Below are 16,359 nucleotides of genomic sequence, written 5' to 3' on the forward strand. Positions count from 1 at the left end.
ATATAGATTGTATGTGAAGGTTTTATTTCACAAAAAATCGAATAAAAGTTCAGATTTTTGAATTAGTATCAAAATCCAATTAAACAGTAAAATAACAAATAAAAAATTAAAAGTGGACAGTAACTAAATAAAATAATTAAATCAGTTTTACTTTTTCTAGAAGTTATCCAAATAGTTCATTTTAATTAATTCGCCTAACATTCTGCACGTATCGTTTACATTTATTTAAATTTATAAAACTCAATATCAATGAATTAGTGAATAATTGTAAATAAATATTTAAATATTAAGACTTTAATTTTGGTAATTTTATTAAATGAATGTAAATTTGAGATATCAAAAAGAGAAAATAACTGTTGGTTTTAGCTACTTTCTACTATAAAAAAATATTATGTAGACGTAAGTCTATGTTGTTGTTTGTTCACCCTATTGGAGCTATTTTCTCATTGCCACTTTCTACTTTAAAAATATCAGAGCTACTATTTACACCCTTACATACAAGACGCCTCTAAAGGCGTCTTTTTTTTATCTTAATATCGAAAATACAACTCTACGGTTTTCTTGTCTACCTGCATTTGTTCTATTTGACATCACAGGTCTTTCTTCTCCAAAACCATAAGCATCTAATCGAGATTCATGTACTCCTTTCTCTATAAGATAGGTTTTTACAGCATTGGCTCTGTTTTTAGACAACTCAATATTATGTTCCTTAGTATCCACATTATCAGTATGTCCTTCTATAACTAAAAGCCATAATTCGTTTCTTAGCATAAGTGCCGCTAAACGATCGAGATCAAAAAATGATTCTTTTCGAATTTTATAGGAGTTGGTATCAAAATTTAAGGTAGTCATAACAAAAGATGCATCTGTAGATTTATCATTTAAATTGACTGTCTTCATCTCTTGAAGTTTTAGATTCAAATCAGGATCTTTCCTTACATCAATCTCTATACTACTACCAATCATATTTTCATCATCCACAAAAACAGAATAGTTCGCATCTGGAGGCAAGGCCAATTGGAACTCACCATTATCTCCTGTTTTTTTGGTAACCACTATATCACCATCATCATCCTTAATTTTAATGGTTACTCTATCTAAACCTTCTCCATTGTTATCTACTACTTTACCGTGTGCGAATAACAATGGCTTAGGTCGCATATTCTTTGGTAACTCTAATTCGTAAATATCATCCCTGCCATAATTCACATCTCCTTTACGGGAAACTACTAAAGCTTTATCACCAACAGATGTGAGGTAAAAAGCATCATCATCTACCCCATTGATAGAAATCCCTAGGTTTACAGGTTCACTCCATTCGGTCCAAGAATCTGGATTCAATCTTTTTGACATAAAAATATCATACCCTCCATAGCCGGGGTGTCCATCAGAACAAAAGTAAAGTGTTTCTTTATCTGGATGCAAATAAGGATTCTTTTCCGCAAAAGGTGTGTTGATTACTTCTCCTAAATTGATGGGTTCGTCCCAACTTCCATCCTCTTTTTTTACACTTACATAAAGATCTGTATTAAACTCTCCTGCACCATGATAATACAATCCTTCTTCTGGATAATTAGGATTATATCCACCAACGGCTCCAGGACGATCGGATGCAAAAAAAGCAACGTCGCCATCCAAACTTAAACTTAAGCCCGATTCATAATATGGAGTGTTTATAGGATATTCAAAAACCTGAACTGCTCCCCAAGTACCATCTTTCAGTTTCTTAGAATAATAAAAATCTCCTTTTCCCAATCTACTTTCCGTTCCCCTTACATAAGAGTATTTTCTGAGCTTAGAATAATTACCATAAAGAAGTAGGGTTTGTCCATCTCCACTTATACCCATAGGTACCTCATGAGATTCGGTATTTACTTCTGCAATTTCTTGTGCCTGCGTCCAGTTTCCATAAAAATCTTTTTTAGACATGTAAACATCTTCCCCGGACTTGGCTGTTTTTCTTGCAAAGAATAAGTACTCCTCATCTAGGGTAATAACAGGTTGATACTCTCTTACCACTGTATTAATATGGTTGCCTAAATTCTTAAGAATTCTTGGGTTACTGGTATCTTCTAAAGATTTAAGTATTTGAGTAAAGAAATGTTGATTATCGGGAAAAAAAGGCTGATACTTTTTATATATACTCCTTACTGCTTCAAAATCGTGTGCTTTAAACGGTCTCTCAGTCATTTTCTTTACCGCAATTAAAGCAATATCCATTGGAGCCATACTTTGTATAAATCGATCATAAAGTTCTTCCGACTCCGGTGTACATCCTTTATCATGAATATTAAGATAACAAAGTACTTCTATGATACTTACTCCTTCGGACTCAGCAAATTTTTTCAGCTTTTTATAATTATCCGACTTATACATAGAAGATTTATTAAAGCCATACTCTTTTCCATAATAAGTAGGTACGACAAACTTTAACTCTTCACTCGTATATAGGCTGATAATTTCTTTACAATAATGCTCGTACATCGCTCCACTTCTATTACCATATTGTCTAAGCGATACATTACTGAGGTATTCTTTTAATACTCCTTTTCTTATGTCTCTAACTTTTGATAGATATTTAGAATTAGGATAATCATCTAAATATTCCCCGCATTGTCTGATTAAAATTTCTCGTAATGCAATTAAAGTATCTCCTTCCATAATACGGTTATACACTTCTGTTCTGTATAACTGATTGGTAGGTCTTCGATAAGGTGCCTGTTGTAAATAGGTATAAGCAGTTTGTTGTATTCTTGAAGATAAAAAACCATTTACTTCATCTCCAGCTACAGAAAGTGATTGTCTAATAATAAGTTTATCTTGTTCTGATAGCTTTTGATAACTCTCAGCAGCCAATAAAGACCATTTGTATGCTTCTCTTAAATCAGAGAAATACCCATCCATATTTTTGAAACGAATAATATGCATCTCTTTCAATTTTTGATCAGACACTTTTTCGAAGAGCTGATTCGCTAAAGCAAATTGAGAAAGACAAGAATTTGGGTTTTCGATAAGAGATTTTCTGAAAGTAATGATTGAAGCATCAATATCCCCAGCAAAAATTTCTGCAATACCTTTTTGTTCTAAAGGTGTCTGTCCGAATAAGGTTACAGACGAAATTAAGAACAAAAAAATCGCCTTTATTAAATTTTTTATTATCATAAATATGAGTTAATAATAAAACTAAATTACGATTATCTATGTTAATTTAGTGTTGTTGATACGCTTTATTGTTAACTTTTAAAGAAATTTTATCCAATAATTGTACTTTACTAAGAAAATAATGTTCTATAATTATCTTTTTTAGTATATTTAAATATTGATGAAGTTAATTTATAAAACATTCGTTAATCGTTTTAGTTAAATCATTAATATTTTTATTAACAACAAATTGTAGTTTATTTTCTACACTACTATCACATAAAGACATTGAATAGAGTATGAGAACACTAACAGTACTAGCAGTAGCCGGCATTCTCATTCCGTCACTGCTAACTATCTTCCAAAAGAGATCAAATTTATCTCAGTTGGATGTAACTATCAACGCTTTAGCAAAATTTGTAAAATTGTCGATTGTAATAGGTTTTGGTTTTGGTGCATTGGCACTTGTTTCATCTGCTTCTTATTACATTAGCCCGATTGTAGGTTTAGCTCAAAACCCAGATACGATCGAAATTTCAATTTGGGCATTACAATATTATGCTATTATAGGCATTGTTTTACCAATTTTAGGCATCCTGATAGGTTCCTTTTTGTCCAAAAGACAAGAAGCTAACTAAAAAGAATTTATTATTCGCAAAAAGTCGCTGTAATTAATATTACAGTGACTTTTTTTTATTGTAATTTAGGCTAACTTTTTAGACTTAAATTATGGCTTTAAATTATATCTGGATATTTTTTATTCTATGTGCATTCGTTGTCGCTATCTTTAATTGGATAGTATTTAAGGATGCCTCCTCCTTCCAATTAATTATTGATAGTACCTTCGATATGTCAAAAGTTGCTTTTGATATATCTATTGGACTTACTGGCACATTGGCCTTATGGATGGGTTTAATGAATGTAGGCGAAAAAGGTGGAGCGGTAAATGTGATGGCTAAATTAGTGGGACCATTTTTCTCTAGAATATTCCCCGAAGTTCCCAAAAATCATCCAGCCATTTCTTCTATGATGATGAACTTCTCCGCCAACATGTTGGGATTAGACAATGCTGCCACCCCATTAGGTCTAAAAGCCATGAAAGAGCTTCAGGAATTAAATACCGAAAAAGATACGGCATCTAACCCTATGATTATGTTCTTGGTCCTAAACACCTCGGGTTTAACCTTAATTCCAATTACAGTAATGATGTACCGATCGCAATTTGGTGCAGATAATCCAACCGATGTTTTTATTCCTATACTTTTGGCTACAAGTATCTCTTCAATAATTGGATTATTAGTAGTTGCCCTCTATCAAAGAATTAACCTATTTGACCGTGTAATTATAGCCTACTTAGGCGGTCTAATTCTTTTAGTGGCCGGAACAATACTTTTATTTTACAACCTAGATCCTGAGCAAACAAAATCTGTTTCTTCAGTAGCAGGTAATTTTATTTTACTCTTTATTATCACCTCATTTGTTGGTTTAGCTGCATATAAGAAGATCAATGCTTATGATGCTTTTATTGAGGGAGCAAAAGAAGGTTTCAAAACAGCGGTGACTATCATACCATATTTAGTTGCCATTTTAGTAGCTATCGGAATGTTTAGAGCGTCAGGTGCCATGGATATGGTCATCAATTCCATTAAATATTTCATTCAGACCATTTTAGGATTAAATGCCGCTTTTGTTGATGCCCTTCCTGTAGCATTCATGAAACCTTTAAGTGGTAGTGGTGCAAGAGGTGCAATGTTAGAAATAATTAAAGATAAAGGAGTAGATTCGTTTGCAGGTATTCTATCATCAATGATGCAAGGAGCAACAGATACCACTTTCTATATTATCGCAGTCTACTTTGGTTCGGTGAATATCAAAAAGACTCGTTATGCTGTGACTTGTGGATTAATTGCAGATATCGCTGGTATCATTTCAGCCATCGCTTTAGCCTATTTATTCTTTCACGATAAACTATAATAAGTAGCTTAAGTTACGTCTAACTTAAATAATCTTCTATTCTAGTTTAAATAAGTAATAGACATTCTTACAAGCTCCTCAATAAGGTTTCTTTAAATGTTTTCACTAAAGGACACATTTAAAGAAACCTCTTTTGATTTTATAGCATAATTTACATTTGAATCTATTATTTTTGTTGCGATGACCTCTTTCAAAGGGTTATCAATCACTTACTTTCTACACTGATTTTATCAAACTTTCCATTGAAACTCTACTTCACTATACTCTTACTTTTACCTCCTTTTATTCTATTTAGCCAACAATCAAAAGAAGAGAAAAGACATTATACTACGGCTCCTCGAGGCGATAAAAACATTACAATTGATGGTGTTTTTGACGATGACGCATGGGATGAAGTCGAATGGGCTGCCGACTTTACACAGCGTCAACCAATAGATGGTGCTCCACCTTCTCAAAAAACCGCTTTTAAAGTTATATACGACGATAAATACCTCTATTTTGCCATCAGAGCATTTGATACTGCACCTGACAGTATTGTGAAAAGGATGTCAAGAAGAGATGGTTTTGAAGGCGACTTTGTGGAAGTTAACATTGATTCCTACCACGATCTTACTAACGCCTTCTCGTTTACGGTAAGTGTATCAGGCGTTATCGGAGATGAAGCAATTAGTCTTGATGGTAACAATTGGGACCAAAGTTGGGACCCTATATGGTGGGCAAAAACAACTATTGATAAAGAAGGATGGAATGCCGAAATGCAAATCCCTCTCTCTCAACTAAGATTCACAAACAACGACCACCTTACTTGGGGTTTACAGGTAACTAGAAGACTTTTTAGAAATAACGAACGCTCCTATTGGCAATACATTCCTCGTGATGCTCCTGGATGGGTTCATAATTTTGGAGAGTTAACAGGTCTTGTGGGTATCAAGCCTCAAAAACAATTAGAGATTGCTCCTTATGTATTGGCAAGAAATGATAGAGGTCCGAAAGAAGAGGGCAACCCTTATAAGACAGGATCAGAATATGGCATCAGTGCTGGTGTGGATGGTAAAATAGGAATCACATCAGATATTACTTTTGATTTTACAGTCAACCCCGATTTTGGTCAGGTGGAAGCAGATCCTTCCCAACTCAACTTATCCACATTTGAAATATTCCTTCAGGAACGTCGACCTTTCTTTATTGAAGGTAGAAATACTTTGTCTTTTGCTGCTACAAGGTCTAGGGCTGGCGGCAGCTTCTCAAGAGATAATTTGATATACACGAGAAGAATTGGTAAGTCACCAAGTTATTACCCAGATACGGAAGAAGGGCAATATCTAGATCAGCCTAAATCAGTGCCTATTCTTGGTGCTTATAAGCTGACAGGAAAAAATAAAAAAGGATTTGCTTTTGGAGTGATGCAGAATTTTACTGCTCAAACTTCTGCTGAAATAGATACTAACGGGGAAAAATCAAAGAAAACGGTGGAACCTTTTACCAGCTATTTGGTCGGTAGAGCCACTCAAGATATTAATCAAGGAAACTCTGTAGTAGGAGTTGCTTTCACTTCAACTAATAGAAGTATTCAAGATGATCACCTAGATTATTTACACACCAATGCCTATTCTGGAGGGATTGATTTCCTACATCAATGGAAAGATAGAACCTACTATGTCCAAGGTAATTTGATGATGAGTCATGTCGAAGGTTCTACTGAAGCAATTACCAATACGCAACGATCTGCTCGTCACTTTTTCCAACGTCCTGACGCCGATTGGGTCAATGTCGATTCTACAGCCACTTCTTTAACAGGAACAGGGGGTTACCTAAAATTTGGTCGTGGAGGTGGTTCTCCTGTTCGATATGAAATAGGCGGTACTTGGCGTTCTCCAAAATTTGAGATCAATGATGTTGGGTTTATGAATCATGCCGATTTGATGGATCAATGGTCTAGAGTGAGTTATCAGACACTACAACCCGTAGGTGTTTTTAGAAATATTGAAGCAAGCTTAAGACAATATCTATATTTTGATTACGGTGGGAACATCACTTATTTAGGTTTCCATGGAGGTATTGAGCTTCAATTTCAAAACTTCTGGAGAATTGAAACTGGTGGATCTATTCAAAGGCAACGTTTAGATAACTTCAAGTTAAGAGGTGGGCCTGGATTCTTAAATCCGAATAGGGAAGTATTATGGTGGAATATAGGTAGTGATAATCGTAAAAAATTATCTTTCTACTTTGGTAATGAATATGGTTTTACCCAATTCGATGCCGGTCAAAACTTTGATGCTTGGTTTGGTATGAACTACCGACCAATAAATGCTATTGAATTGTCCATAAACCCTTGGTTCTCCTATAACTCAGATCATTTACAGTATGTGACTACCGAAGAAAATGGAAGTGGAAATAATTATATACTCTCAAGAATTGAACAACATACTACAGGGGTGACTATTCGAGCGAACCTTATCTTACGACCTAATTTATCTATACAATATTATGCACAGCCTTTTGCTTCAAAAGGCGATTACTACGACTTTAAACGTGTAGAACAGCCAAAAGCAAAAAATTATGACGACCGTTTTCATCAGTTTACTCAAGATGAAATATCGTATAATGAAAATGCAGAAGAATACACAGTTATTGATCAAGAAGGCGGGAATTATACTTTTGGAAAACCAGATTTTGATGTGGTTGAATTTAACTCCAACTTAGTTTTAAGATGGGAATACATTCCTGGCTGTACTTTCTTTGCGGTTTGGTCTCAGGGAAGAAATGGTTTGCAAGAACCGTTTAGGGAATTTTCTTTAAATGAAATCGTAGACAATGTTTTCAGTGCACCATCAAATGATGTGTTTATGTTGAAGGCGACATATCGATTTAGGAAGTAGGCAATTTTTTGGAATTAATTATTCAACTTCAACTTCTCTTCTTTCATCAACTCACACAAATCTTCATCAATTAATAAGTGACCTTTTGATAGTTGATGAAAACGCACATTATCTATTTGGCTGGCAAAGTCTTTGGCCCCATCGAGAATGATTACTTCATCCCTTTCACCGAAGTACATATCCACTGGAATTTTTCTATCGTTAATCATTTTTGATACGATGGATAAATCAGGTTTCATAAACCGGGAGGAAGTAGCGACTCCAAAAAAGCGTCTTCTTTGTGCTTTTGTTTCGAAATGATTCATGAAGAAGTCATACAAGAACTTTGATAACAAGCCTCGTCTGTAGCTAAAACCCACCAAAAGAAACATCAACTTAGGGAAACGCATCAATAACTTGATGGATTCTACAAACCATCTTGGAAGTTTCGATACATCGTATAATATATGGGTTTTTAGACCATCCGAAGCACATAAAATCAAACGATCTATCTTATCTGCAAAATACTTTTGTGTACAATAGAGGCTGATTTTCCCTCCCATACTGTATCCCAACAATGTAAAACGTTCTTGTTGATATTTATCTAAAATAGACGTGATAATCTTATGGATGTTCCTTGATGAAAATCGAGAAGGTATCCATTCAGTTCCACCATGAAAAGGTAAAGAAAAAGATACTACGGTATGTGTTTCCACCCAAGCAGGTGCAATATGTCGGAACAAAGCTGCACTATCACTAAACCCATGAATACAAATGAGTAGCTGATCACCCTGCCCAAATTCTAGACACTCTACCTTTCCTTCTTCTAATTCGATATAAAACTGATGTCCTTCCACGAAGCGATGAGATAATAATTGAATGAATCTTCATTTTAATAAAAAAATCCATATTTATAAAATCTATTCGTCAAAAATAATTTGATAATTCACTGTAGGTCAATTCTTTTTTGACATAAAAAAAGAGGTAATCCCTAAGGAATACCTCTTTCTTATTATAACGTTGACAAAGACTATTCTGAGTCTGCTGCAGCGTCCATTGCTGAACGAAGCGCTCTTGGAATAGCGATTGAACCAACTGTAACTGAGTCGTTGTAAAGGATTTCGTAATCCTTAGCTTCGATTGCACCAACACGTACAGATTTACCTAATTCTAAACCTTCGATTGATACTTCTACGTTCTCAGGCATGTTAGCAGGAAGTGCTTTAACTTTGATTTTTCTAAGTTTAGCAACTAACTTACCACCCATTTGCATACCTGGAGAAGAACCTACGAATTTCACTGGAACTTCCATTTTGATTTCTTTAGAATCGTTCAATTCTAAGAAGTCAACGTGAAGAAGTACTTCAGAAATTGGGTGCAATTGGTAATCTTGTAAGATTGCTTTTTTCTCTACACCTTCGATGTTGATGTTTACGAAACATACTTCTGGAGTGTAGATGATGTCTTTGAACAAGTACATTGGTACTGCAAAGTGGATTGGCTCTTCGCCACCGTAAATTACACATGGAGCTAAACCTTCAGCTCTCAAATCTTTAGCGGCTTTCTTACCCAAGTCCTCACGCTTGTAACCAATGATGTCTACAGTTTTCATCGTCTTTTTTTAATTATAAAGTAAAACATGTTATAAACGCTTTGGTACTTGATCCTCCTTTACCCGAAAGTTAGATCCCATCCCAAAACATGTTACTTAGATTGACCTTTACAGGAAAATCAGCGTGCAAAGGTACAATTATATTCTCATTAATAAAAAGAAAACAAGAAACTTATTAACAACAAAAAGCTATTTACCAACAAGTTATGTCGATAAATAGCTTTTAAAATTGATGTAAAAAGAGAATTACCCCTTTTTTATCTTAGAAAATGATATAAAAAAAGTTCTAAATTTTATCGCTTAGATAAATAAAGAACTAATTGATTCGTGATCTTGGATTTTTCTAATTGCCTTAGCAAATAGCTCTGCAACTGAAAGGATGTTGATTTTCTCTCTGTTTTCTACAGGAAGAGTATCCGTTACTACCAATTCTTCAAGACAAGATGCTGCTACTCTATCATAAGCAGGACCTGAAAGCACACCGTGTGTACAAATTGCTCTTACAGATTTAGCACCTCTTTCCATGATAATTTCAGCGGCGTTACATAAAGTACCTGCTGTATCAACAAGGTCGTCAATTAGAATTACATCTTTACCTTCTACGTCACCAATTACTTGCATAGAAGCTACCTCGTTAGCTCTCTCTCTGTGTTTATCACACATTACGATATCAGCTTTGAAGTGTTTAGCATAAGATCTTGCTCTTTTAGCACCTCCTACGTCTGGAGAAGCGAAAGTAAGATTTTCTAAACCTAGGCTTTCAATGTAAGGAACAAAAATAGGTGATGATTGTAGGTGAACGACTGGAATGTCGAAGAATCCTTGAATTTGGTCTGCGTGAAGTTCACATGTCACCACACGAGTTGCACCTGAAGCAGTTAAAAGATTAGCAATCAATTTTGCTCCAATACCCACTCTTGGCTTATCCTTTCTATCTTGACGAGCGTAACCAAAGTAAGGTAACAATACCGTTACTGTAGAAGCCGAAGCTCTTTTAGCTGCATCAATTAGTAGTAATAATTCAAGTAGGTTGTCTGCAGGAGGACAAGTAGATTGAATGATGAAAACATCACAACCTCTTACAGATTCGTTAAAGTGAGTTGAGATTTCGCCATCGCTAAATCGTTGAAGAACAACGTCACCCAATGATTTACCATAGGAGTGAGCGATTTTACTGGCTAGATATTCTGTTCCGGATGCGGAGAAGATTTTAACTGAAGACATCAGTATATTTTTTGTGGTACACTATCTTATATTAAGACACTTAGCAGGTCATAAAAATGACACTAAGTATTCTAACGTCACAAATTTAAAATAAACATCTATAAATCTTTCATTCATTTAGAGATTTTAAAATAAAAAAGGTAATCTATGTCAGATTACCTTTAATATTAAAGAGTTATGATAGTATAATAGTACATTTTTAATCTCTTAGCACATAATAATATGTTCCTTCTGAAGACATTATTAAATCTGCTTTTTTAGAAATTTGATCGAGATCAACATTATGAACGTCTCCATTATGGTAATGTACAAGTCTGAAATCTTCAGCACTATATACATATACTTCCGAAACTTTGGTGACCTCATCTTTAAGGGCTTCGTTTTCCATTTGAGCACCTAAACCCCAATCTAATTCACTTATAGTTGCTTCTAAATTTACAGTGTATTCAGGGCCTAACATTTCAAGAATGGAATACTCTTCTGGCGAATACTCTTCACTGTTTAATTTTTTTATCTCATCAGTCTGTGCAAATAATACACTACCTATCAATAACAGAAATGCAGTGAAGAAAGCTTTAGGTTTCATGGTAGTATTGTTTTTGGTTGAGAATATATTTATATACGTAATTTGGGTTGTTACAGATTGGATTTATTTTTCTGCAACGTGTAAGTTTTATTTAATTTTCAATATCTTTAAAATATGTTAAATTTATCAAAAAAGCAAGTTTTTAGGGTTATAAATCAAGATTTAACACTCGTCCGATGACATTTTTTTTAGCGATTAATCTGTAATCCACCAGAATGAAGACACAGTATTCGATCACCTTTAGAAAAATATCCTTTACTTATAAGATCCATCACACCATAAAGCATTTTACCAGTATAAATTCGCTCTAACTCTACGTGATGTTTTTGATGAAATTCCTCTATAAATTGAATTAGTTCTGGCTTTTTCTTGGCATAGCCTCCAAAATGATAATCAGTTATTAACTCCCAATCCACATTTTCCTTCAAACCCGACTCTTTGATAAAGCCACGAATATCATCATATAAAAATTCACCTCCTTTTAGTGCGGGGAATCCTAAAACTCTCATATTTTCATCAAGAGAGGAAATTAACCCTGCCAATGTACCTCCTGTTCCACCAGCCGCACATACAACATCAAATTGTTGATTAGAATTATTGATTTCTTCACCCAATTCTGCGACACCTTTTAACGCTAAAGCATTTGATCCTCCCATAGGTGCCACATAAAAATCACCCAACTCTTCCTTCAACCTTGGTATATGATCTCTGTAATTTCTAAATGAAGTGCGATCCATATACACTAACTTCATCCCCTGACTTTCAGCAAAACTTAATGTTGGATTTAAAGGCAAATGCTCCTCTCCTCTTATCACCCCAATAGTCTTCAATCCATATAATTTCCCTGCCGCCGCAAAGGCATGAATATGATTCGAATAGGCTCCACCAAAAGTAAGTATTGTAGAATACCCCTCCTCTTTAGCCTGAAGCAAATTATACTTTAACTTCCTCCACTTATTACCCGATACATCTGGATGAGTTAAATCGTCTCTCTTTATAAAAAGGCGAACCCCATTCTGGTCTAGAATGGGGTTCTGAATTTCTTGTATCGGAGTGTTTTCTTTTATCACTTTTTTAAATGAAAAATTAAAAATGAAAAGTGAAAAACGTAGTTACTAATTCTAACGCAGGTGTTTCATGTAGTGTGTGGTAAAAACATCCTTGAAGAAACAAACTCAAAATTTGCACGGAATCCCCTTAATTATGAATTTACCTCTTACCTCTTACCTCTTACCTCTTACTTAAATAACTATCCACAGGAATAAACTCCTGAGCTATTGATACACTATCCACATAGCACACCTCTGCCCCTTAGTTATTAGTTATTACCTATTAGTTAAAAACGAGCGTCAACTCAGCCAACTCCTCTCTCCTAACTATTCCTTCACCGACTCAATCACAAAATTGTGGTTCGTATAAATACAGATATCTGCAGCAATACTCAACCCTTCTCTTACCATTTCTTCAGCAGATAAATCTGGAGCATGTTTCTTAAGTGCTAGAGCAGCTGACTGTGCATACATACTACCAGAACCAATAGCAGCGATGTCATGGTCAGGCTCGATGACATCACCTGTACCCGAGATAATCAATACATCGTTGATGTCTGCTACGATCATCATTGCTTCTAATTTTCTAAGGTAACGGTCCGTTCTCCAATCTTTTGCTAATTCGATGGCTGCACGTTTCATATTCGTTTCTCCATATGAACTTAATTTCTCTTGGAAACGCTCCATTAAAGTAAAAGCGTCTGCTGTTGAACCCGCAAAACCACAAAGGATTTTACCGCCCATTAGTGTTCTTACTTTCTTAACGTTACTTTTAGCTACTGTATTTCCGAAAGTTGCTTGTCCATCTGCACCCAATGCCACTTTACCATCTTTTTTGATCGCAAGGACGGTGGTTGATCTAAATTTTTCCATGTTTATATTTTTATGTTATTAATTTCTTTCAAATGATTTAAATGATAGAAAGAACGATGTGTCTTTTCATCATTCCTGTTTTTGAGTTGAAGTATCTATTTATCTTATTGAATTTAATGCTTCCTTTCTCAAACTACAAACCAGATTTTGATTTTTGTATTATCAATAAATGACCCACCAAGGTAGACATCGACAAATTGTCAGTTTATTTGATATTGCCCCTCATTTATCACTTTATCCTTAATAGTAATGACCCGATTTGTCAGATAATTCCATTTTCAACAATAAAAACCGTGTATTTTTCATTATACTTTTATAAAAAACAAGGATAATCAATGTTCACTTTAAATAGTCTCAATAATTTAGAGTATTTTCAGAATTGATTACGAAAAAAAATACCTAGAATTAATTCTATTACATAATTCGATGATAATAAATATAAAAAGGGCCATCCTAATGCTATTTAGTTCAGCTGCCCTCATGCAATCGTGTAAAACTACACAAAGTGTTGCTCAACAAGACCAAACTGAAGTAAACCCTAATTTAGTGGACACTCCTACTGAAGCTATAGAGGAAGTGGAAGAAACACCAACAGAACCAGTTTGGGTAGCTAAAAAAGGACCTTATAATGCTGCATACAATCAAGATTTTAGGTTATTACACACTCAATTAAAAGTGAGTTTCGATTGGGAGAAACAAAGACTAAACGGTGATGCAGTACTCACTTTACAACCTTATTTTTATTCTCAAAAAGATGTTATACTTGATGCTAAAAACTTCGACCTGCATAAGGTGGAGTTGGTAGATCAAAAATCTAAAAGTTTAGGTGATTTAGACTATTCATATGATAGCCTTCAAATTCATATCGCTTTGGATAAAGAATATACTAAAGACGATATCTTCTATATCCATATCAAATATACTGCAAAGCCTAACGAAAGAGAGACTTCTGGTTCGGAGGCCATAACAGAAGACAAAGGTCTATACTTCATCAACCCCTATGGAGATGAAATTGGTAAGCCTCAACAAATTTGGACGCAAGGGGAAACTTCTGCGAACTCTTGTTGGTTCCCAATGTTCGATCATCCAAATGTAAAGATGAAACAGGATATTTACATGACTGTTCAAGACAAGTATGTATCGCTTTCGAATGGTAAACTGGTTAGTCAGCAAAAAAATGCAGACGGAACTAGAACAGATCATTGGAGACAAGAATTACCTCACTCTGTTTATTTAACGATGATGGCCGTGGGTGATTTTGCCATTGTTAAAGACGAATGGAGAGGTAAAGAAGTGAGCTATTATGTTGAACCGGAATATGAAAAATATGCGCGTACCATCTTTGGTAACACTCCTGAGATGATGGAATATTTTTCTAAACGTTTCGATTATCCTTTCCCATGGGATAAATACTCTCAAATTATTATCCGCGATTTCGTAAGTGGTGCAATGGAAAATACATCTGCTTCTACTTTTATGGAATCGGTTCAGGTAACTGATAGAGAAAAACTAGATCAGGATTGGGACTTTATTATTGCTCACGAACTTTTCCACCATTGGTTTGGTGATCTTGTCACTACAGAATCATGGGCTAACCTGCCACTAAACGAATCATGGGCCAATTACAGTGAGTACCTTTGGAGAGAGTACAAACAAGGAAAAGACGAGGCTGACTACAACATCCAATCTGAATTAGAAAGCTATTTATATGAATCAGAATCTAAACAAGAACCGTTAATTAGATACTACTATCAGAACAAAGAAGACATGTTCGATAGTCACTCTTACGCCAAAGGTGGTTACATTCTTAATTTACTAAGACATACTATTGGTGATGATGCATTCTTTGAAGGTGCTTCATTATATCTTAAAAATAACGCTTTTAAACCTGCTGAATTCGCACACCTTAGATTAGCATTCGAAGAAGTAACTGGTCAAGATTTGAATTGGTTCTTCAACCAATGGTTTATGAATGCCGGTCATCCAACATTCTTTATCAAAGACTCTTTTGCTAACGGAACTGTAAAACTGATTGTAAGACAGGAACAAGATCCAAAATATACTCCAATCTATACGATTCCAACGAAAGTCAGCTTCATTTGGGAAGATGGTAAAAAGGAAATCAGAAACATCACTGTTAGTAAAGATGTAGAGACTTTCCAATTCTCTTTCGATACTGCCCCTGCCGTTGTTATTTTCGATCCTGACCATATTATTCCAGGTGTGTTCAATCATTCAAAAACAGCCAATGCTTATAAAGTTCAAGCCAAATATGCTGAACAAGTGATGCACAGAGTGGAAGCAATTGATAAATTAGGTGAGTCGATCACTGCTGATCCTTCGATCATTGCAGATATCAAACCTTATTTATCTGATGACTTCTGGGGAATAAGAGAACACGCCGTTGATGTATTTAATGACTACCAAGGTACTGGCGATCTTACAGAAGTTGTAAAAGAAATTAGAACGATGGCGATTAAAGACAAAAAATCGTCAGTTAGAGCCAATGCTATTAATACATTGAGTACGGTGGATAATGAGTTTATCAAAACTGCAAAAATTGCCCTTAACGATAGTTCTTATGAAGTAATTGCGACATCAATTTATCACTCGGCAAGCATTGAAGGCCCTAGTATTTTGGCTAAAGCTAAAGAGTATGAAGATGCTAAGAACCCTAACCTAGTTTTCGTTCTTTCTATCATTTATACTGATTTGGAAGTACCTGAAAAGCTCGATTGGTTTGATAAAAAACTAGCTGAAATGAACGATCAATACAGACAGTATATGTTCCGTTCTATGACAGGCTATGTGATCAAACTCAAGACAGATGAAGAGAAAATGAAAGCCGCTGATATTATACTTAAATATGCTACGAATAAAGGAAGCAGCAAAAGCACTAAGATTGCCGCTTATCAAGCAGTCAGTCCTTTAATGGAAGTAGAAGGAATCAGTCAGAAAGTGGGTAAAGCGTTGGAAAACGAAACCAATAAAGAAGTGATTGAAGAGCTTTCTCAACAAGGATACTAAATAAGTGAAGAGTGA

11 protein-coding genes are annotated in these 16,359 nt (G+C 34.9%); 4 read left to right on the forward strand and 7 right to left on the reverse strand.

The genetic code is table 11. From position 1 onward, the window contains the following. Positions 1-525 precede the first annotated feature (525 nt). Positions 526-3,162, reverse strand: coding sequence for an OmpA family protein (locus tag MY04_RS15375; protein ID WP_066210995.1), 2,637 nt, complete (start codon positions 3,160-3,162; stop codon positions 526-528). Positions 3,163-3,440: 278 nt separating this feature from the next. Here MY04_RS15375 and MY04_RS15380 point away from each other — a divergent pair, with 278 nt between their 5' ends. From MY04_RS15380 to MY04_RS15390, 3 genes are all read left to right on the forward strand, one after another. Next, on the forward strand, positions 3,441-3,779 hold the full coding sequence (locus MY04_RS15380; protein ID WP_158297725.1) for a hypothetical protein: 339 nt from the start codon (positions 3,441-3,443) through the stop codon (positions 3,777-3,779). 91 nt (positions 3,780-3,870) lie between these two features. Continuing rightward, positions 3,871-5,115, forward strand: coding sequence for a nucleoside recognition domain-containing protein (locus MY04_RS15385; RefSeq protein WP_066210999.1), 1,245 nt, complete (start codon positions 3,871-3,873; stop codon positions 5,113-5,115). Between the two features lie 242 nt (positions 5,116-5,357). Beyond that, a complete protein-coding gene (locus MY04_RS15390) occupies positions 5,358-7,994 on the forward strand; it encodes a DUF5916 domain-containing protein (RefSeq protein ID WP_066211001.1) in 2,637 nt (878 codons plus the stop codon). Positions 7,995-8,008: 14 nt separating this feature from the next. Here the strand turns inward: MY04_RS15390 and MY04_RS15395 are convergent, their stop codons facing one another. From MY04_RS15395 to hslV, 6 genes are all read right to left on the reverse strand, one after another. After that, positions 8,009-8,830, reverse strand: a complete 822-nt coding sequence (locus MY04_RS15395) for an alpha/beta fold hydrolase (protein WP_066211003.1) — start codon at positions 8,828-8,830, stop codon at positions 8,009-8,011. A gap of 173 nt (positions 8,831-9,003) precedes the next feature. Then, entirely contained in the window at positions 9,004-9,585 is a 582-nt protein-coding gene (locus MY04_RS15400) for a 50S ribosomal protein L25/general stress protein Ctc (RefSeq protein WP_066211005.1), read from the reverse strand. Positions 9,586-9,885: 300 nt separating this feature from the next. Next, entirely contained in the window at positions 9,886-10,809 is a 924-nt protein-coding gene (locus tag MY04_RS15405; RefSeq protein ID WP_066211006.1) for a ribose-phosphate pyrophosphokinase, read from the reverse strand. A gap of 199 nt (positions 10,810-11,008) precedes the next feature. Further along, positions 11,009-11,395, reverse strand: coding sequence for a hypothetical protein (locus MY04_RS15410; RefSeq protein ID WP_066211008.1), 387 nt, complete (start codon positions 11,393-11,395; stop codon positions 11,009-11,011). Between the two features lie 188 nt (positions 11,396-11,583). Further along, positions 11,584-12,465 carry a 1-aminocyclopropane-1-carboxylate deaminase/D-cysteine desulfhydrase gene (locus MY04_RS15415; protein ID WP_236941077.1) on the reverse strand — a complete coding sequence of 294 codons (882 nt, stop codon included), beginning with the start codon at positions 12,463-12,465 and terminating at the stop codon, positions 11,584-11,586. A gap of 306 nt (positions 12,466-12,771) precedes the next feature. After that, complete coding sequence (hslV, locus tag MY04_RS15420) at positions 12,772-13,317, reverse strand: ATP-dependent protease subunit HslV (protein WP_066211010.1); 546 nt, start codon at positions 13,315-13,317, stop codon at positions 12,772-12,774. 480 nt (positions 13,318-13,797) lie between these two features. Here hslV and MY04_RS15425 point away from each other — a divergent pair, with 480 nt between their 5' ends. After that, on the forward strand, positions 13,798-16,344 hold the full coding sequence (locus MY04_RS15425; protein ID WP_158297726.1) for a M1 family metallopeptidase: 2,547 nt from the start codon (positions 13,798-13,800) through the stop codon (positions 16,342-16,344). Positions 16,345-16,359: the final 15 nt, after the last annotated feature.

It is taken from the genome of Flammeovirga sp. MY04 (genome assembly GCF_001682195.2).
Taxonomy (GTDB): Bacteria; Bacteroidota; Bacteroidia; order Cytophagales; family Flammeovirgaceae; genus Flammeovirga; species Flammeovirga yaeyamensis.

What these genes read in the sequence shown, in the direction of transcription:
- MY04_RS15375 (WP_066210995.1), bottom strand. Translation starts at nt 3,162, where the DNA reads ATGATAATAAAAAATTTAATAAAGGCGATTTTTTTGTTCTTAATTTCG.
- MY04_RS15380 (WP_158297725.1), top strand. Translation starts at nt 3,441, where the DNA reads ATGAGAACACTAACAGTACTAGCAGTAGCCGGCATTCTCATTCCGTCA.
- MY04_RS15385 (WP_066210999.1), top strand. Translation starts at nt 3,871, where the DNA reads ATGGCTTTAAATTATATCTGGATATTTTTTATTCTATGTGCATTCGTT.
- MY04_RS15400 (WP_066211005.1), bottom strand. Translation starts at nt 9,585, where the DNA reads ATGAAAACTGTAGACATCATTGGTTACAAGCGTGAGGACTTGGGTAAG.
- MY04_RS15405 (WP_066211006.1), bottom strand. Translation starts at nt 10,809, where the DNA reads ATGTCTTCAGTTAAAATCTTCTCCGCATCCGGAACAGAATATCTAGCC.
- MY04_RS15410 (WP_066211008.1), bottom strand. Translation starts at nt 11,395, where the DNA reads ATGAAACCTAAAGCTTTCTTCACTGCATTTCTGTTATTGATAGGTAGT.
- hslV (WP_066211010.1), bottom strand. Translation starts at nt 13,317, where the DNA reads ATGGAAAAATTTAGATCAACCACCGTCCTTGCGATCAAAAAAGATGGT.
- MY04_RS15425 (WP_158297726.1), top strand. Translation starts at nt 13,798, where the DNA reads ATGCAATCGTGTAAAACTACACAAAGTGTTGCTCAACAAGACCAAACT.